The sequence below is a fragment of the Acinetobacter sp. TR3 genome, from assembly GCF_027105055.1.
In the GTDB taxonomy this organism is placed as follows: Bacteria; Pseudomonadota; Gammaproteobacteria; order Pseudomonadales; family Moraxellaceae; genus Acinetobacter.
In genome coordinates this window covers 2,185,593-2,204,386 of sequence record NZ_CP114264.1, presented here as the reverse complement: position 1 = coordinate 2,204,386, position 18,794 = coordinate 2,185,593, and the positions used below count along the sequence as shown (strand labels likewise).

14 protein-coding genes and 1 pseudogene are annotated in these 18,794 nt (G+C 39.4%); 12 read left to right on the top strand and 3 right to left on the bottom strand.

Annotated features, from left to right (window positions below; translation table 11 throughout):
- Positions 1 to 79: 79 nt before the first annotated feature.
- Positions 80 to 1,708: an inorganic phosphate transporter gene (locus tag O1449_RS10450; RefSeq protein ID WP_269238263.1), complete on the top strand. Its 1,629-nt coding sequence runs from the start codon at positions 80 to 82 to the stop codon at positions 1,706 to 1,708.
- Between the two features lie 564 nt (positions 1,709 to 2,272).
- Here O1449_RS10450 and O1449_RS10445 read toward each other — a convergent pair.
- Positions 2,273 to 3,253: a Tim44 domain-containing protein gene (locus O1449_RS10445; protein WP_269238262.1), complete on the bottom strand. Its 981-nt coding sequence runs from the start codon at positions 3,251 to 3,253 to the stop codon at positions 2,273 to 2,275.
- A gap of 82 nt (positions 3,254 to 3,335) precedes the next feature.
- A complete protein-coding gene (radA, locus tag O1449_RS10440; RefSeq protein WP_269229917.1) occupies positions 3,336 to 4,727 on the bottom strand; it encodes a DNA repair protein RadA in 1,392 nt (463 codons plus the stop codon).
- 349 nt (positions 4,728 to 5,076) lie between these two features.
- Here radA and O1449_RS10435 point away from each other — a divergent pair, with 349 nt between their 5' ends.
- From O1449_RS10435 to dapF, 5 genes are all read left to right on the top strand, one after another.
- Entirely contained in the window at positions 5,077 to 6,570 is a 1,494-nt protein-coding gene (locus tag O1449_RS10435) for an alanine/glycine:cation symporter family protein (protein WP_269229918.1), read from the top strand.
- Between the two features lie 302 nt (positions 6,571 to 6,872).
- Positions 6,873 to 8,285, top strand: coding sequence for an amino acid permease (locus O1449_RS10430; protein ID WP_269238261.1), 1,413 nt, complete (start codon positions 6,873 to 6,875; stop codon positions 8,283 to 8,285).
- 118 nt (positions 8,286 to 8,403) lie between these two features.
- Positions 8,404 to 8,616: an LPS translocon maturation chaperone LptM gene (gene lptM / locus O1449_RS10425; RefSeq protein WP_269238260.1), complete on the top strand. Its 213-nt coding sequence runs from the start codon at positions 8,404 to 8,406 to the stop codon at positions 8,614 to 8,616.
- Positions 8,617 to 8,638: 22 nt separating this feature from the next.
- Positions 8,639 to 9,889, top strand: coding sequence for a diaminopimelate decarboxylase (lysA, locus tag O1449_RS10420; protein WP_269238259.1), 1,251 nt, complete (start codon positions 8,639 to 8,641; stop codon positions 9,887 to 9,889).
- A gap of 6 nt (positions 9,890 to 9,895) precedes the next feature.
- Positions 9,896 to 10,750, top strand: a complete 855-nt coding sequence (dapF, locus tag O1449_RS10415) for a diaminopimelate epimerase (RefSeq protein ID WP_046739412.1) — start codon at positions 9,896 to 9,898, stop codon at positions 10,748 to 10,750.
- Positions 10,751 to 10,803: 53 nt separating this feature from the next.
- Here dapF and O1449_RS10410 read toward each other — a convergent pair whose 3' ends face one another.
- Entirely contained in the window at positions 10,804 to 11,418 is a 615-nt protein-coding gene (locus O1449_RS10410; protein WP_269238258.1) for a LysE family translocator, read from the bottom strand.
- A 160-nt stretch (positions 11,419 to 11,578) separates the two neighbouring features.
- Here O1449_RS10410 and xerA point away from each other — a divergent pair, with 160 nt between their 5' ends.
- The 6 genes and pseudogenes from xerA to gyrA all read left to right on the top strand — a co-directional run bounded on the left by xerA (position 11,579) and on the right by gyrA (position 18,773).
- The gene (gene xerA, locus O1449_RS10405; RefSeq protein WP_269239703.1) at positions 11,579 to 12,469 is read left to right on the top strand and encodes a site-specific tyrosine recombinase/integron integrase; all 891 of its coding nucleotides are present in this window, start codon (positions 11,579 to 11,581) and stop codon (positions 12,467 to 12,469) included.
- On the top strand, positions 12,462 to 13,043 hold the full coding sequence (locus tag O1449_RS10400; protein ID WP_269238257.1) for a phosphohydrolase: 582 nt from the start codon (positions 12,462 to 12,464) through the stop codon (positions 13,041 to 13,043). Before xerA ends, O1449_RS10400 begins: the two co-directional genes overlap by 8 nt.
- A gap of 472 nt (positions 13,044 to 13,515) precedes the next feature.
- Complete coding sequence (locus tag O1449_RS10395) at positions 13,516 to 14,265, top strand: electron transfer flavoprotein subunit beta/FixA family protein (RefSeq protein WP_004661090.1); 750 nt, start codon at positions 13,516 to 13,518, stop codon at positions 14,263 to 14,265.
- A gap of 17 nt (positions 14,266 to 14,282) precedes the next feature.
- On the top strand, positions 14,283 to 15,218 hold the full coding sequence (locus tag O1449_RS10390) for an electron transfer flavoprotein subunit alpha/FixB family protein (protein WP_241335262.1): 936 nt from the start codon (positions 14,283 to 14,285) through the stop codon (positions 15,216 to 15,218).
- A gap of 82 nt (positions 15,219 to 15,300) precedes the next feature.
- Positions 15,301 to 15,747, top strand: a pseudogene (locus tag O1449_RS16305) (DinB family protein).
- A gap of 296 nt (positions 15,748 to 16,043) precedes the next feature.
- Positions 16,044 to 18,773 carry a DNA gyrase subunit A gene (gyrA, locus tag O1449_RS10380; RefSeq protein ID WP_269229926.1) on the top strand — a complete coding sequence of 910 codons (2,730 nt, stop codon included), beginning with the start codon at positions 16,044 to 16,046 and terminating at the stop codon, positions 18,771 to 18,773.
- The last annotated feature ends 21 nt before the right edge of the window (positions 18,774 to 18,794 follow it).

The following is an 18,794-nucleotide window of genomic DNA, read 5'->3' as shown; positions in this document are numbered from 1 at the left end:
ATATGACAGTCCTTTGTCATATAATTGTCATAATTTAATTAAACAATACAGAGGATTTTATTATCCTCTTACCGTCTACATGAATTCTAATCTTCCTCCTGTTTCGGATTCACCGCTTGCCAGTTCTACGGCAAAATCGACGAATGTACATGTACCAACACCGAAATTTTTTATGCCGGTGTTTTTAACAATTATTATTGCAACACTTATTTATATTGGTTTTCAGGTGAGTGCTGACTTAGCGCATGTACCACCTTTGAGTTTATATTCAGTTATTCTTCTATCTACGGCACTTTTCATTGCTTTAGGCTTTGAATTTGTCAATGGTTTCCATGATACCGCCAATGCGGTTGCAACGGTCATCTATACCAATGCATTACCTGCACCCGTTGCAGTGATGTGGGCTGGTTTCTGTAACTTCCTTGGGGTTATGGTAGCGAGTGGCGCAGTTGCGTACGGTATTATTGCTTTACTTCCTGTTGAACTGATTATGAATGTTGGCAGTGGAGCAGGTTTTGCGATGGTTTTCGCACTGCTGATTGCTGCGATTCTTTGGAATCTAGGAACGTGGTTTCTTGGTATTCCAGCCTCAAGTTCACATACCTTAATCGGTTCGATTTTAGGTGTAGGGATCATGAATCACTTGTTAAATGCCTCAACAGGTACAGCAAGTGGTATTGATATGGATCAAGTGATCAAAGTTGGTAAAGCTTTATTATTTTCTCCATTAATCGGTTTTGCATTTGCTGCAATCGTATTTTTGTTGGTGAAAACAATTTTCAAGCGTCAACTTGAACTTTTCCAACCACCTGAGGGCAATAAACCACCGCCACCATTAATTCGTGCGATCTTGATTTTCACTTGTACTGGTGTAAGTTTTGCACATGGTTCAAATGATGGTCAAAAAGGTATGGGCTTGATCATGTTGATTTTGATTGGTCTAGTTCCTTTAGCTTACTCATTGAATAAGAGTTTAGATGCTGAGCATTTACAATCATTTGAGCAACTTTCAACTCAAACAGCAACTGTTTTAAATGTAAATCAGAATGAGTTTTCAGATGAGAAAGCGCGTGCTGTATTGACCAAATATATTCAAACCAAAGAGCAAACGGCTGAAGTTGTACCTGCATTAGCAAGTATGACAGCGCACCTAGGTACACGTGTTGCAGATTATGGCGATCTTAAAGCGATCCCAGAAGCTGCGGTCAGTGAAATTCGCAATGATATGTATTTGAGTACGACTACTTTCAAGCGATTAGATAAAGCGAAAGCTTTGCCAGAAATGGATAAAGACCAAGCCAAAGTGGTAAAAGAATACCGTAGTAATCTTGATTCATTCCTACAATATATTCCGAATTGGGTTAAAGTTGCGGTGGCACTTGCGCTTGGCTTAGGTACGATGGTGGGGTGGAAGCGTATTGTGGTTACAGTGGGCGAACGTATTGGTAAGAATCATATGACTTATGGTCAAGGGATGTCTGCTGAACTTGTTGCAATGACAACGATTGCTGCTGCTGATGGTTTAGGTATGCCAGTTTCAACAACTCACGTTCTAAACAGTGCTGTTGCGGGTACGATGGTGGCAAACAGATCTGGTTTAAATTTTGCTACAGTGAAAACCATTCTTTCAGCATGGATATTTACATTGCCAGCAACGATTTGTTTATCTGGTGGCTTATACTGGTTGTTCTTACAGTTTGTATCATGATTTGATTTGTTTTAAAGCTAAAATCATTTTAAAAAGCTTTGCCTCGGCAAAGCTTTTTTATGGGTCATAAGATAGCGATAGATACGGACACAAACCAAGAATATTAGGCTCTAACTCAAATAGATTTGTTCTAATTTGAATGCCTGAATGCCTGAATGCCTGAATGCCTGAATGCCTGAATGCCTGAATGCCTGAATGCCTGAATGCCTGAATGCCTGAATGCCTGAATGCCTGAATGCCTGAATGCCTGAATGCCTGAATGCCTGAAGTAATGATTGTTCCTAAATAAGCGAAGAAGATCTACGTGAACCTATTACAAAAAAAGTTTTATTCCCCAAACGAGGAATATTTTTATTCTTGATTATCCGCTAAGATAACTGAGATATACAGTTTACTTAACTGCCTGTTTAAATCTATTTAAAAATATAGGCAATCGAAATTAGGGTTTACACTCCGCCATTCTCCAAAATAGAGAGTGGCTTTTTTTATTTCTATCTCTAAACATCGATAAAAAAAGAGCTGTCGAAACAGCTCTTTGCATGTATTACATGATGTTCAATTCAATTAAGCTTGTTGAATACCCGCAACAACCCAATCTTGTTGCGAACCAGCAGGCTTAACAAAATGCCAAATTTCGGTGAAAGGTTGTGGCAAGCTATTTAAATCTTCGCTCACTGTTCCAGTAAAACGTACGCTAACAACGTACTGACCATTTTCAGTAGCCCTATCTACAACCATTGCGTTTAGATTACTAAATTCTGCAACATCTTGGTCTTGGTTGGCCATAATGTCACTGTACATAGATGAATAAAGTTCAGGCGTTAAATAACGACGAATTTCTTCAATATTACTGGCACTATTCACTGATTGAATATGATTAAAACGCTGACGAGCTACACGTAAGAACGCAGCAGGTTCAGTACCATCTGGTAACTGATTGCCATTACTCATTGATGCACCACCAAATGGTGCTTGAGGAGCAGCCGTACCGCCACCGACAGATTGACCAAAAATATTGGTATTGTCACCTGCAGGCGCTGTATTTTGGCGACCAAAATTATTTTGACCGTTATTATTTGGCGCATAAGGATTGTTTGCAGCTACTTTTTGTTTACCGCTGAATTTACGGAAAATAAAGAAAGCACCGCCTGCGATCAGTAATAACCAAATCCAAGTTGGGACTCCACTTTTTTTCTCTTGCTCTTGGGCTTGTTGTGCGGCTTGAGCATTCGCTGTTTGCTGATCAGTGGCAGTTGGGTTATGTGGTTTATCATCAGCTAAAGCATTCGCTGCAACTGCACCTACCGCTGCACCTGCTACACCAGCTGCAACCATTGAACCAACACCAGGACCTGATTTTTGAGGTGCAGTTTGTTGTTGAGCAGGAGCAGCTTGACGTGATGGTTGATAAGATTGGCTAGATGAACTAGATCTGCTCATACCGTGGCTTTTTCCACCACCTGCACGTTTTGCTTCTGCAAGTGGTGCAGCAACCAATGTTGCCATTAAAAGAGCTGCCATCAAGCCACGCTGGTGTACTTGCATCGAAAATTCCTATTTAAATCCTATTTGTAAGTGTATTTATGCAGGCATTCACCTGTAATTTCAACTATAAAAATATGTTTTTTTATGTCAACTCGTCACTCAATTGCATTGCTTCAGTGAGAGCCTCATGTAAGCGTGCAACGGCAATGATTTGAACGCCATCAATAGATTTTTGCGGTGCATTAGCTCTTGGTAAAATGACATATTTAAAGCCATGCTTGGTCGCTTCTTTTAATCTTTCTTGACCATTCGGTACAGGGCGAATCTCACCAGACAGTCCAACCTCACCAAAAACTGCCAATTGTTGTGGCAGGGCTTTACCTCTTAAACTTGATGCACAAGCCAATAAAACCGCAAGATCAGAGCCAGTCTCGGTAATCTTTAAACCACCCACTACATTGACATAAACATCTTGTCCAGATGTTTGCACACCACCATGACGATGCATCACTGCAAGGAGCATATTCAAACGGTTTTGCTCTAGACCTAATGCAACGCGACGAGGTTGACCATGCGCATCATCGACTAGAGCTTGTACTTCGACTAACAATGGGCGAGTACCTTCACGGCTGATCATGACAATTGAACCGGGAATCGCTTCATCATAACGACTGAGAAAAATTGCAGATGGATTGGCAACTTCTCGAAGTCCTTTGTCTGTCATGGCAAAGACACCCAGTTCATTCACTGCACCAAAACGGTTCTTTACAGCACGGATCATGCGATAACGTGAGTCAGATTGCCCCTCAAAGTAAAGTACACAATCCACCATATGTTCTAAAACTCGTGGACCAGCTAATGCACCTTCTTTGGTGACATGACCTACAAGGAATAAAGCAGTACCGCTATTCTTTGCAAACCGAGTCAAGAGGGCAGCAGACTCACGAATTTGTGAAACACCACCAGGCGCAGATTGCAGAGTTTCTGTATATAGGGTTTGAATTGAGTCAAGAATTGCAATAGCAGGACGTTCGTGTGCCAATACTTCACATATACGCTCGACACAAGTCTCTGCCATAACTCTGAGTTGGTCTGTGGGCAGATCTAAACGTTGAGCACGTAAGGCAACTTGTGAAAGTGATTCTTCGCCTGTGACATAAAGAGCTGAACTTTTCTTACTAGCCATGTGAGTTGCGGTTTGCAATAAAATTGTTGATTTACCAATACCTGGATCACCACCAATCAGTACAACAGAGCCTGTAACCAAACCGCCACCGAGTACACGATCGAATTCGCTAATACCTGTCTGTAGACGAGTTTCATGTGAAACTGAGATTTGATTAAGGGTTGTGATATTAGCACTTTGACCAGCATAACCACCGCCCATTTTAGGCTGAGCTCTATGACTAACTGTTGGTTCCAGTCGAACTTCAACTAGACTATTCCATTCGCCACACTCAGAACATTGACCAGCCCATTTAGAATGATCTGCACCACATTGTTCACATCGATAAACAGTTTTAATTTTTGCCATATATAAAATTGAAAATTTGCGATAAATTAGTTAAAAAGTAGAGTAATTACGGAAAAGATCAATATCGTTCATTTTCTTGATAAGGAATTAAGATTAAACGGTGTTTTCGTAATTGACTGGTTAAAGGGAAGTGCTCAGAAAATAACACGATCTAAGACTTTTACAAGTAAGATATAGTAGGTTTTTGAGTCGAAAATTCTTTAAATTCACTTTTCCACGGAAGGTCTTTGAGCATTTGCTCATTTGTTGTCATAAGAATTATATTCAATGGCATAAATATTGCTAATGCTCAGGCAAATGAAAATGTATCAATTGATATATTTTAAAATTATACAAAAGGTTGGTGTTTATGAGTGCAGCAGAAATTGTTGATTGGATAAATAGTATTATTTGGAGCAAAGCTCTGATCTATTTATGTTTAGGTGCAGGTTTATTTTTCTCCGTCGTAACAAGGTTTGTTCAAGTTCGTCAGATCAAAGATATGATAGGGCTACTCATTAAAGGAGGCTCATCAGCACAAGGTATTTCTTCGTTTCAAGCACTCGCTGTTTCACTCTCAGGTCGTGTTGGTGTAGGTAATATTGCAGGTGTAGCAGCAGCAATTGGTTTTGGTGGACCAGGTGCGGTCTTCTGGATGTGGCTTGTTGCATTTTTAGGAGCGAGTACTGCTTATGTTGAATCAACCTTAGGTCAAATTTATAAAGTTGAATATCAAGGACAATATCGTGGTGGACCCGCTTTTTATTTTGATAAAGGTCTAGGTCAGCGTTGGTTGGGTATTTTATTTGCGATTGCCGCGATCATTTCATGTGGTTTGTTTTTACCCGGTATTCAAGCAAATGCAGTAGGTAATGCTTTCACACAAATCACAGGTGAAGGTGCAATTGTTTTTGGAAATGTCGGTACCTATAAACTACTCGCTTTAATTGTGATTGTAACATTACTTACAGTCATCATTTTTGGTGGTATCAAACGTATTGCAAAATTCGCTGAATTTGTAGTGCCGTTTATGGCGGCTGGCTATATTGTAATGGCATTAATTATTGTCTTTATCAATATTGATAAGTTACCTGGTGTGATTTCCTTAATTTTCGCTGATGCCTTTTCTCCTATGGCAGGTCTTGGTGCTGCAATTGGTTGGGGAGTAAAACGTGGAGTGTATTCTAACGAAGCAGGTCAGGGTACAGGACCACATGCCGCTGCCGCAGCTGAGGTAGAGCATCCTGCTCAACAAGGTTTAGTACAAGCATTTTCAATTTATATCGATACATTATTTGTTTGCTCAGCTACCGCATTTATGATCCTTATTACTGGAATGTACAATGTTCAAGGTACTTTAGAAGCTGGTCAATTTATTGTACAGAATGTTGCTGCAACAGCTGAAATTGGCTCTCCTGCATTTACACAGATGGCAGTAAGTACAGTATTTGGTGGTTTTGGACAAATCTTTGTTGCATTAGCTGTATTCTTCTTCGCATTTACAACGATTGTTGCGTATTACTATATCGCTGAAACCAATATTACTTATTTAAGTTATATTACTAAAACTCCATCTTTATTATTTATCACCAAATGCTTCATCATTCTTTCTGTTTCATATGGCGTAATCAGTGCAACAGGTTATATTTGGGGAATTGGAGATATCGGTGTAGGTTTAATGGCTTGGATTAATATCATTGGTATTATTGTCACTTACTTCATTTGGAAACCAACGATTAAAGCGTTGAGAGATTATGAAGAGCAACAAAAAGCAGGCGTTAAAGAGTTTACCTTTGATCCTGTTAAGCTCGGCATTCGTAATGCAACCTTCTGGGAAGAACGTATTAAAAACAAACAAAAATAAGTATTAAGTAGTCGAAATATAACTTTATATTTCAATAAAAATAAGCAGCGATTACCGCTGCTTATTTTTTTAAACCTAATAAGTCACAGTATCTGTAAGCGACTTGATTGTATTGTCCTATTCTAGTGCGTATCATCCGATACAATTTTTATTTCACTTGAAATATTGAGTAATACAGGCAGAAGTTGTTGAACTGAAAGCGTTTCAAAAACGTGTGTTAAAAAAAGATGCCTAATAATGGTGCAGATTGTTTTGATTCGATTTCAGGTTAACGGACAACAATACTGGAGATTTTTTGTAAAATGTCGAATCAAAATCTGAGTGAAGCAACCGATCAAGGCGGACTCCACCGTAGTCTCTCTAATCGACATCTTCAACTGATTGCAATTGGTGGAGCAATCGGAACGGGATTGTTCATGGGGTCAGGCAAAACCATTAGTTTAGCTGGACCATCTATTTTATTCATTTATGGCTTGATCGGTATCATGGTGTTTTTCGTCATGCGTGCCTTAGGCGAATTACTTCTATCCAATTTACACTATAAATCTTTTATTGATTTATCCACTGATTTAATCGGTCCTTGGGCGGGTTATTTTGTTGGATGGACATATTGGCTATGTTGGGTCACGATTGGTATCGCTGATTTATCAGCCATTATTTACTATCTTGAATTTTTCAATGGGGGTGAGTCATTTACTCCATTGGGCGGATTGTTGATTAGTAGTGTTGCGATTCTATTTGTACTGGGATTAAACCTTGTCACTGTAAAACTATTCGGTGAAATGGAATTCTGGTTTTCAATGGTTAAAATCACAGCAATTATTGTTTTAATTGCGGTTGGTTTATGGATGATCTTTACGGGGTTCACTAATGCTGTTGGTACAACGGCGAGTATTAGCAACTTGTGGACACATGGTGGTATGTTCCCTAAAGGGTTAGATGGTTTCCTCGCAGGTTTCCAAATTGCAATTTTTGCTTTTGTCGGTGTAGAGCTGGTCGGTACAACTGCTGCTGAAACACAAGATCCAAAACGTAACTTACCGAAAGCGATTAACTCAATTCCAATTCGTATCATTATTTTCTATGTATTGGCATTGTTTGTGGTGATGTGTGTAACACCTTGGGATCAAATCAACCCTAAAGTCAGCCCATTCGTAAACATCTTCTCACAAGCGGGTATTGCTTCTGCGGCGATTATTATGAATTTGGTGGTGTTATCTTCAGTGATGTCATCAATGAATAGTGGTGTATTTTCAACCAGTCGTATGTTGTTTGGTTTATCAACGGATAAGCAAGCACCAAAATTATTTGGAAAACTTTCTAAATCGGCAGTTCCTGCAAAAGCATTAATCTTTTCTTCGATCTGTATCTTTATTGGTGCATTTGTACAATTTGTTTATAAAGTAAAAACAGGAACCAATGATGAAGTTACCGCGTTTACCTTGGCGACCACATTATCAACGATCCTGTTTATTTGTGTCTGGATTGTGATTATGTGGAGTTATATTAACTACCGTAAAAACCGTCCTGAGTTACATGCAGAATCAACTTTTAAACTTCCTGGTGGTGTGTTTACTTGTTGGGCGGTCATTGCATTTTTCCTTGCAACGATTTATTTCCTTGCTTTGGACGAAACCACTTTAGAGTCACTTAAAGTCAGCCCAATCTGGTTTGTTATTTTGGCAATTGGTTATTTCTTTGCGAAAAAGAAATAAGCTAGACGAGTTTGAATGAAAAAAACGCCAGCATAAGTTGGCGTTTTTTTATGTTTAGACTTTAGCCTGTGGGTTGATCACGCTATACTGCTCCGAATTGTAAAAGTTAGGTGCTCAGATGCGTCAAGTCATTTGTTCGATCGGTTTATTACTGAGTAGTGTGGTACTCACTGCATGTGGTCAGTCAGGCATGTTGCAATTACCCTCTAATCAGGATCACGATAAGCGTGCAAAATACCTGCTTTATAAAAATGAAGCATCCAAAGCAGAAGCTTCATCTGATCTAAAGTCAGAACGCCAAGTTACATCATCACCGACCACCTCACCTTAAGTTTGTAAATAAGGACATCTTCATGAGTTTCACTCGCATTAATGGAGTATTGCATGCTGAGCAATGTTCATTAGATCAGCTCGCACAGCAATTTGGCACGCCTTTATATGTTTACTCAAAATCTACATTTGAGAAGCATTATTTAGATATGCATCGTGCCTTTGATTTTATTGATCATCAAATCTGTTTTGCGGTGAAGTCAAACTCAAATATCGCTGTTTTAAATGTCTTGGCAAAACTTGGTGCAGGTTTTGATATTGTGACGGGTGGTGAACTCGCTCGTGTACTTGCAGCAGGTGGTGAGCCATCAAAAATTGTGTTCTCTGGTTTAGGTAAATCAGAAGCAGATATTGAAAAAGCATTAACTGTCGGCATTGCGTGTTTCAATGTTGAATCTTATGCTGAACTTGATCGCATTCAAAAAGTAGCAGCAAAATTAGGCAAAAAAGCACCGATTTCATTACGTGTAAACCCAGATGTGGATGCGAAAACTCATCCCTATATCTCAACAGGTCTGAAAGAAAACAAGTTTGGTATTCCAAGTGATACGGTGAATGAAACGTATCAATATGCCGCTTCATTACCCAACCTAGAGATCGTTGGAATTGACTGTCATATTGGTTCGCAATTGACAGAAACCAAACCTTTCGTTGATGCTTTGGATCGTGTCATTGTCATGATTGAGCAGTTGAAAGGCTTGGGTATCAACCTCAAACATATTGATATTGGTGGTGGTTTAGGTGTTCGTTATAAAGACGAAACTCCTCCAAGTGTTGCTGAATATGCCAATGCCATGCGTCCAGCTTTAGAAAAATTGGGCTTGAAAGTGTATATGGAGCCAGGGCGTAGTATTTCAGCTAATGCGGGTGCTTTATTAACCAAAGTTGATTTATTAAAACCAACCAATCACCGTAACTTTGCCATCATTGATGCAGCGATGAATGACTTAATTCGCCCCGCTTTATATGAAGCATGGATGGATATCCAATCTGTGAATCCAAATCCTGATGTTGAAGTTAAAACTTGGGATTTGGTTGGTGCAATCTGTGAAACAGGTGATTTCTTGGGTAAAGAGCGTAATTTAGCACTTCAAGAAAATGATGTCCTTGCTGTATTAGGTGCAGGTGCCTACGGTTTTGTAATGAGCTCGAACTACAACACCCGTGGTCGTGCTGCCGAAGTTATGGTCAGTGGTGATCAAGCCTATTTAATTCGTGAACGTGAAACCATAGAATCACTTTGGGAAAAAGAACGTTTATTGCCTGAGGAGTAAATTGAGATGTATTTAGAATTTACCAAAATGCATGGTTTGGGCAATGATTTTATGGTCGTTGACCTGATCACGCAGCGAGCTTATTTAGATACTTTAACCATTCAACGTTTAGCCGATCGTCATTTTGGTGTGGGTTTTGATCAACTTCTGATTGTTGAACCACCTGATTTTCCTGATGTTGATTTTAAATATCGAATTTTTAATGCTGATGGTTCAGAAGTAGAACAATGTGGTAATGGTGTACGTTGTTTTGCTCGCTTTGTACATGAGCGTCAACTGACGACCAAAACTAAAATTCGCGTACAAACTAAAGCGGGTATTGTTGAGCCTGAATTGGGTGCCAATGGGTGGGTCCGTGTAAATATGGGACCACCAAAATTTCTTCCAGAAGAAATTCCATTTCTTACCCAAGAACATGAAGATATTGAAGGCTTATACGCACTAGAACTTGCAGACAATCAAAGTATCAATATTGATGTTGTGAACATGGGTAATCCTCATGCTGTGACTATCGTACCTGATGTATTAACTGCTGATGTTGAGCGTATTGGCCCACAAGTAGAATCACATACACGTTTTCCTTCACGCGTGAATGCTGGATTTATGCAGATCATTGATGAAAAGCATATTCGGTTACGTGTGTTTGAGCGTGGTGTTGGCGAGACTTTAGCTTGTGGTACAGGAGCTTGTGCAGCAGCGGTCAGTGGTATGCGCCGTGGTTTACTTGCCAATGAAGTTGAAGTTCAGCTTGCAGGTGGTAAGTTACATATTGCATGGCGTGAAGGTGATGTGGTGTGGATGACAGGTCCAACCACGCATGTCTACGATGCGCGTTTGGATTTACGATATTTCCAAGGCTGATGATCTAAGGTTTAAGAAAAAAGCGCGTTGATTGGAACGCGCTTTTTTATAATCTATCTTTTACTAAAGGCGAGTTTGAGTGCAAACAAGATAAAAATACTGCCTGTGATACGATCCATGTATCGAATAAATTTAGGTTGCTTTAAATAAGCGGAAATGGACTGCATCGCAGCAATTAGAAAAATTGACCAGATTAATCCGATTACTACATGTATCATCACAAGACTCATGGTCCAAATGACTGGAGATGCAGACTGTGGAATAAACTGTGGCAAAAAAGAAATATAGAAAATACCGACTTTGGGATTGAGTAAATTTCCCCAAAAACCTTTCATAAACCAATTTTGCGTTGTCACTGCTGAATTATTTAAACTCGCAAGTTGGCTACGAGGTTTTAAAATAAGATTAAGTCCTAACCATGTTAGGTAAATTGCCCCTATCCATTTCAAAGCATTAAAAGCAAGATCCGAAGTCATCAACAATGCACCTAAGCCACAGGCCACGATCACTCCCCACACAATACAACCTAGATTAATTCCTAAAGCTGCTTGAAATGCTTTCGTTTTGCCTTCAAGTGTTGCGGTACGGATGATGAGTGTTGTATCCAGACCAGGAGTAATCGTAAGAAGTGTAATTGCGATTAGATAGGGGGTAAGCAACATTGACATGATGATGGCACTACAGAAAACTTGAAATATATTGTATTACACAGCTATATATACTTCGAGATTTGTTTAAAGATAAATCAGAAGAAAATTTGTTAAAATATAAGTTGGTCGATATTCCAAGATGGAGAGAAATTTGGAAACTCCTACAAAACTTCTTTCCATGTGGTTAAAAGAACGCATTATTCAAAATCAATCGGAGCATACGATTGCAGCATATCAACGTGATTTAACCGATTTTTTAAAGTTTTGTGAATACAAAAAGCTACGATTGGAAGATGTCGAAGCATCTGATTTGAGGGAATACTTGGCTACACGAGTTGAGCAAGATCAATTGAGTTCGAGTAGTCTGCAACGCCATTTAACATCAATTCGTCAGTTTATGAAGTGGGCTGAGCAAGGTCAGTATCTACAACAAAATCCATCTGAAGACTTTCGATTAAAGCGCCAGCCGCGTCCTTTGCCAGGGATGATTGATATTGAAACAGTGAATCAGATTCTAGATCAGGCAGCGCCGGAGAAGCCGATCGAACAACAATTATGGCTACGTGATAAAGCAATGCTTGAACTTCTTTATTCCAGTGGATTGCGCTTAGCCGAATTACAAGGGTTAAAGATTAAGGATATTGATTTTAATCGACAATTGTTGCGTATAACGGGTAAAGGCAATAAAACGAGAGTTGTGCCGTTTGGAAGCAAAGCAAAAGCAAGTTTGATTGAATGGCTTAAAATTTATCGGATATGGCAAGGCAGTTTTGCAGCAGATTCGGCGGTATTTATCTCACAACGAGGAAATACATTACAACCTCGTCAAATTGAAAATCGCGTTAAATTGCAAGCACAAAGAGCAGATGTTAATGTCGATGTACATCCGCATTTATTACGCCATTGTTTTGCCAGCCATATGCTTTCAGCAAGCGGTGATTTACGCTCAGTGCAGGAGATGTTAGGACACAGTAATTTATCAACGACCCAAATTTATACCCATGTTGATTTTGATCAATTAGCAAAAGTCTATGATCAAGCCCATCCGCGAGCACAAAAAAATGAGTGAACAACAAGAAACAGCTTTATCGTTGGATAATGAAGTATTTATTCAATGTGCGAATTATATTGAGAAGATTTTATTTCAATATCAAACAATAATAGGTGCAGACTATCAAGGTTATTTGAATCATTGTAAGCGTGTGGCTGTTTGCTGTTTAATCCTAGCCCAAGATGATTGCCAACAAACCCGTGACAAAATTGCGATTGCTGTTGCTTTTCATGATATTGGTATTCGGACAGCAAAAACGATTGATTACATTCAACCCTCTGTTCAGCAGATGAGGCAATATCTTGAAATCAATCAATTATCTGATTGGCAAAATGAACTAGCTTTAATGATTACGGAGCATCACAAGCTAACAGCTACCGAATGTGATGAATATCCCTTAGTTGAACATTTTAGAAAGGCTGATTATGCCGATTTTTCATTAGGATTATTGCGTTCAAATATTCCCTTTCAAACTTTTAAATATTTAATGCAACAATATCCGAATTGTGGTTTTCATAAGAATTTAATGTTTCTTGGGTTTAAACGTTTTTTGCATAAGCCTTGGAGTCCATTGCCAATGTTTAAATGGTAATTGCGGTATTCTTTTTTGAGTAAAATTAGATCATAAAAGATACATGATGTTGCAAAGTTGAATGTTTAATAACCGACTGTTTTTTTTATTTGTAGTTGCAATTTATTGAACAGACATTCTTACTTTATTGCCAAGTTTTTGCAAAATGTAAATTGGATTAAGATTTATCAGAAATGATCGGTTACAGATCTTTTGTACGTGTTTTTATATAGCCAATTTAGGTGGTTGAATTATATAAAATATTAGCTAAATCAAAGCCTAATATAAGTGCTGAAAGTATAACAATATTTATATGCTGAATAACTCATCAAAATTAGTGAACTGAGCATTTCATCTTTTTTCCAGTCATAGCGAAAATTGTGACTTGACCGAAATGCCAAATACATTGCAAGATAGGGCACCTAAAAAGTTTCGATCGAAGAGTTAGAATGCTCTTCACTACATTTACTTGCTTAGAACAGCCGAGGATTACATGAAGGCTCTTGTCGCTGTAAAACGTGTGGTTGATGCCAACGTTAAAGTTCGTGTTAAGCCGGACAATACTGGGGTTGACCTTACTAACGTTAAGATGTCAATTAACCCATTCTGTGAAATCGCAGTGGAAGAAGCGGTTCGCTTAAAAGAAAAAGGAACGATTTCAGAAATCGTTGTTGTTTCAGTGGGTTCTAAAGACGCGCAAGAACAAATTCGTTCTGCAATGGCTTTAGGCGCTGACCGTGGTATCTTAGTTGAAACTGCTGATGAAATTGGCGCTTTAGAAGTTGCTAAAATTTTAAAAGGCGTTGTTGATGCTGAAAAACCAGAACTTATTCTTCTTGGTAAACAAGCAATTGATGATGACTCTAACCAAGTAGGTCAAATGCTTGGTGCTTTACTTGGTGCTGGTCAAGGTACTTTTGCATCTGAAGTTAAAGTTGACGGCGGTAAAGTACAAGTTACTCGTGAAGTTGATGGCGGTTTACAAACTGTTGAGCTTGGTCTTCCAGCAATCATCACCACTGACTTACGTTTGAATGAGCCACGTTATGCTGCTCTTCCAAACATCATGAAAGCGCGTAAAAAACCGCTTGATACTAAGTCTCCTGCTGACTATGGCGTTGCAACTGGTACTAAACTTAAAACAGTTAAAGTTGAAGCACCTGCTGAACGTAAAGCTGGCGTACAAGTTAAGTCTGTAGACGAACTTGTTGAAAAATTGAAAAATGAAGCGAAAGTGATCTAATACAGAAGGATAAAATCATGAGTATTTTAGTTATCGCTGATCACAACAACCAGTCACTTAACGGTGCAACTTTAAACGTTGTTGCGGCAGCTCAAAAAATCGGTGGTGATATTACTGTATTAGTAGCTGGTTCTGGCGCTCAAGCAGTTGCTGATGCTGCTGCTAAAGTTGCTGGTGTAAGCAAAGTATTACTTGCTGACAATGCTGCTTATGCGAACCAATTGGCTGAAAACGTTGCCGGTTTAGTTGCTGACATCGCGAAAGGCGGTTACAAATACGTATTAGCTGCATCTACAACAACGGGTAAGAACATTCTTCCACGTGTTGCTGCACTTCTTGACGTAAGCATGATTTCAGACATCATTGCTGTTGAATCTGCAAATACTTTCAAGCGTCCTATCTATGCAGGTAACGCAATCGCAACTGTTCAATCTGACGAAGCAATTATCGTTGGTACAGTTCGTGGTACAGCATTTGATGCTGTAGCTGCTGAAGGCGGTTCTGCTGCGGTTGAAGCTGTTGCTGAAGCGAAAGATGCTGGTATTTCTACGTTTGTAAGCGAAGAAATCGTGAAACTTGATCGTCCAGAATTAACTGCTGCGCGTATCGTTGTTTCTGGTGGTCGTGGTGTAGGTTCTGGTGAAAACTATCACAAAGTACTTGACCCATTAGCTGACAAGCTTGGTGCTGCTCAAGGTGCTTCACGTGCTGCTGTAGATGCAGGCTTTGTACCAAACGACTTCCAAGTTGGTCAAACTGGTAAAATCGTTGCGCCTGATCTTTATTTAGCAATCGGTATCTCTGGTGCGATTCAGCACTTAGCGGGTATGAAAGATTCTAAAGTTATTGTTGCAATCAACAAAGACGAAGAAGCGCCAATCAACAGCGTTGCTGACTACTGGTTAGTTGGTGATTTGAACACTGTTGTACCAGAATTGGTATCTAAACTTTAATTCTCTGAATTAAGTTTGAAACGCTCCGAAAGGGGCGTTTTTTTATGTTAAAAATAAGAATAAATAAATGAGAGCATTGCCGATGAATTGTACTTTTAAGACCTATTTTCTGATGCTGGCTCATTATAATCAGTGGGCAAATCAAAAGTTATTTTGTACGCTCATCGGCTTAACAGAGGAGCAATTAAATCAAGATTGTAAAGTTTATTTTAAATCCCTTATGCGAACGGCAAATCATGTGTTGGTAGGAGAGATACTTTGGTTTGAGCGTATCAAAGGTGTTGTTGCATCAACGTATACTTTGGATGAAATTCTTTATAATCAACTCGCCCAATTAGAGAATGCTTGAATTGAACATGATCAAAGTCTGATAAATTTTATTCATGAACATGATGAAGTTTTATTCCATCAAACCATTAGTTATGTCCGTCGAGGTCAAATGCACAGCATGATCTTTGAGCTAACAGCAAAGTCCTTGGAGCTAGACTTAATTTTCTTTCAAAGAGAATGTGCCTATTTATACCGCTGATTTTAAAAAACTGGATTGAATATTTAATTAAAAATGCCTTTATTTTGATTAAAAAGTAACCTTTTATTCTGTTCACTAAAAAATGGAAAACTAGATTTTTAACTTATTAATTCTAATAAATTTTTTATTGTAAAAAAATGCTATTTTCAGATTAGCAAACTCCCAGTTAACCTGTCATTTATGCTATAATTTTTCGCTATATTTTTTAATTTTAGTTCAATTTTCTGAACTAATTTTTTGCAAGATTGAATACATAAAAACAAGTAGAGCCATCTACTTGTAAACAAGGAGTATGCATGAGCGTATCGGAAATTAGACCGATTGCCATTGAGGACGAACTCAAGCATTCATATCTAGATTACGCGATGAGCGTAATTGTATCTCGTGCATTGCCAGATGTGAGAGACGGTCTTAAACCTGTTCACCGTCGTGTGTTGTTTGCAATGCATGAATTGGGCAATGATTATAACAAAGCATACAAAAAGTCTGCTCGTGTTGTCGGGGACGTGATCGGTAAATATCACCCTCATGGTGACATCGCAGTATATGAAACAATCGTTCGTATGGCGCAAGACTTCAGTTTGCGTTACATGTTAGTTGATGGTCAGGGTAACTTCGGTTCGGTCGATGGGGATAGCGCAGCAGCAATGCGTTATACCGAAGTTCGTATGCAAAAGTTGACTCATGAAATCTTAGCAGACTTAGAAAAAGATACTGTTGATTGGGAAGATAACTACGACGGTTCTGAGCGTATTCCTCAAGTCATGCCGACACGTATTCCAAATCTTTTGATTAATGGTACGACAGGTATTGCGGTAGGTATGGCGACTAATATGGCGCCACATAACATGACAGAAGTCGTGAATGCATGTTTAGCCTACGCCAATAACCCGAATATTTCGATTGAAGGCTTGATGGAACACATTACGGGTCCAGATTTCCCTACAGGCGGTATTATTTACGGTAAATCAGGGATTGTGGATGCTTACCGCACGGGTAAAGGCCGTTTGCATATTCGTGGTAAATATCACTTCGAAGAAGATCAAAAAACGGGTCGTACTACGATTGTCTTTACTGAGATTCCTTACCAAGTTAACAAGGCAAAAACCATTGAGCGTATTGCTGAGTTAGTCAAAGAGAAGAAATTAGAAGGTATTTCTGAGCTTCGTGATGAGTCTGATAAAGATGGTATGCGTATCGCAATCGACTTGAAACGAGGTGAGAATGCAGAAGTTGCAGTGAATAATTTATTCTTGCATACCCAACTTCAAAACTCGTTCAGTATCAACATGGTTTGTCTAGACAATGGTCAACCAAAGTTGATGAACCTAAAAGATATTATTGCGGCATTTATTCGTCATCGCCAAGAAGTTGTGACGCGTCGTACCATGTTTGAATTGCGCAAAGCACGTGAACGTGGACATATCTTAGAGGGTTTAACGGTTGCTTTGGCAAATATTGATGCCATTATTGAAACCATTAAAACTTCTGCTAACCCCGCTGAAGCACGTGAGCGTTTACAAGCAGGTGAGTGGGCAGGCGGCGGTGTGGTCGCATTGCTTGAAAAAGCGGGTGCGATTTCTGTTCGTCCAGATGAAATTGAAGGCGAAGACCCAACTCGCCCATTTGGTTTGTCAGGTGAGATTTATCGCTTGTCACCAACGCAAGTGGCAGCAATTTTAGAATTACGTTTACACCGTTTAACAGGTTTAGAACAAGATAAATTACATGCAGAATATTCTGAAATCTTAGGTCAAATTGCTGAATTAACAGCAATTCTCAATGATTTTAATCTATTGATGAATGTGATTCGTGAAGAACTTGCTTTGATCTTGCAGCAATATGGTGACGGGCGTCGTACTGAAATTGTTGAATCAGGCGTTGATTTCTGCCGTGAAGATTTGATCCCAGAAGAACAAGTGGTACTGACTGTTTCTCAAACAGGTTATGCGAAAACTCAACCACTTTCTGACTATCAAGCACAACGTCGTGGCGGTCGTGGTAAGTCTGCAACCTCGATGAAAGATGATGATATTATTCAACATTTAATTGTGGCATCCAACCATGCAACAGTTTTATGTTTTACCAATGTTGGTAAAGTGTATCGCTTAAGAGTGTTTGAAGTTCCGCAGGCTTCACGTGGTGCGAAAGGTCGTCCAATTATTAATTTGCTTCCATTGGATGCGAATGAGACTGTGACGGCAATCTTGCCATTGACTGAATTCCCTGAAAATCACTATGTATTCATGGCAACGGCATCAGGTACGGTTAAACGTGTTGAATTAGCACAATTTAGCAATGTTCGTTCAAATGGTTTACGTGCGATTGAGTTGAACGAAGAAGATACTTTAATCGGCGTTGCAATCACTGACGGTAATCAGCAGATCATGTTGTTCTCGAACGAAGGGAAGGCAATTCGTTTTGCTGAAACAGATGTTCGTGCGATGGGACGTACGGCCAAAGGTGTTCGTGGTATGCGGGTCAAATTGGCAAGCAGTACGATCGACGTTGAAGATGCTGATGTTGAAAATGATGACAGCGATGATAATGATGATTCATCAGATTCAACTGTTGTCAGTCGCATTGTTTCACTTGTGGTTGTACCTGAAACGGGTGAAGTACTGTGTGCTTGTGCAAACGGTTATGGTAAACGTACACCAGTGGATGACTTCCCAACCAAGAAACGTGGTGGTAAGGGCGTGATTGCAATCAAAACTAGCGAACGTAATGGTGAGTTAGTCGGTGCGGTATCAATTGATGAAAGCAAAGAACTGATGTTGATTTCTGATGGTGGTACATTAGTGCGTACGCGTGCTGCTGAAGTTGCAACCACAGGTCGTAATGCACAAGGCGTTCGTTTAATTCGCTTAAGCGATGCTGAAATCTTAGTCGGTGTGGTTTCGATTGAAGCTGTAGAAGATGACGAAGAGTTAGAAGCTATCGACGTTGTTGAAAGTATTGAGCTTCAAGCAGCAACTTCTGAAGAAGTTGTCGCTGAGCCGAAAGATGATACGCCTGAAGCGTAAGTCATCTAAGATCATAAAAAA

Excerpts from the sequence above, each read along its gene's own strand:
- lysA (WP_269238259.1), top strand. The coding sequence starts at position 8,639 with ATGAGTTTCACTCGCATTAATGGAGTATTGCATGCTGAGCAATGTTCA.
- dapF (WP_046739412.1), top strand. The coding sequence starts at position 9,896 with ATGTATTTAGAATTTACCAAAATGCATGGTTTGGGCAATGATTTTATG.
- O1449_RS10435 (WP_269229918.1), top strand. The coding sequence starts at position 5,077 with ATGAGTGCAGCAGAAATTGTTGATTGGATAAATAGTATTATTTGGAGC.
- O1449_RS10430 (WP_269238261.1), top strand. The coding sequence starts at position 6,873 with ATGTCGAATCAAAATCTGAGTGAAGCAACCGATCAAGGCGGACTCCAC.
- O1449_RS10395 (WP_004661090.1), top strand. The coding sequence starts at position 13,516 with ATGAAGGCTCTTGTCGCTGTAAAACGTGTGGTTGATGCCAACGTTAAA.
- O1449_RS10410 (WP_269238258.1), bottom strand. The coding sequence starts at position 11,418 with ATGTCAATGTTGCTTACCCCCTATCTAATCGCAATTACACTTCTTACG.
- O1449_RS10445 (WP_269238262.1), bottom strand. The coding sequence starts at position 3,253 with ATGCAAGTACACCAGCGTGGCTTGATGGCAGCTCTTTTAATGGCAACA.
- gyrA (WP_269229926.1), top strand. The coding sequence starts at position 16,044 with ATGAGCGTATCGGAAATTAGACCGATTGCCATTGAGGACGAACTCAAG.
- O1449_RS10390 (WP_241335262.1), top strand. The coding sequence starts at position 14,283 with ATGAGTATTTTAGTTATCGCTGATCACAACAACCAGTCACTTAACGGT.
- lptM (WP_269238260.1), top strand. The coding sequence starts at position 8,404 with ATGCGTCAAGTCATTTGTTCGATCGGTTTATTACTGAGTAGTGTGGTA.
- O1449_RS10400 (WP_269238257.1), top strand. The coding sequence starts at position 12,462 with ATGAGTGAACAACAAGAAACAGCTTTATCGTTGGATAATGAAGTATTT.
- radA (WP_269229917.1), bottom strand. The coding sequence starts at position 4,727 with ATGGCAAAAATTAAAACTGTTTATCGATGTGAACAATGTGGTGCAGAT.
- O1449_RS10450 (WP_269238263.1), top strand. The coding sequence starts at position 80 with ATGAATTCTAATCTTCCTCCTGTTTCGGATTCACCGCTTGCCAGTTCT.
- xerA (WP_269239703.1), top strand. The coding sequence starts at position 11,579 with ATGTGGTTAAAAGAACGCATTATTCAAAATCAATCGGAGCATACGATT.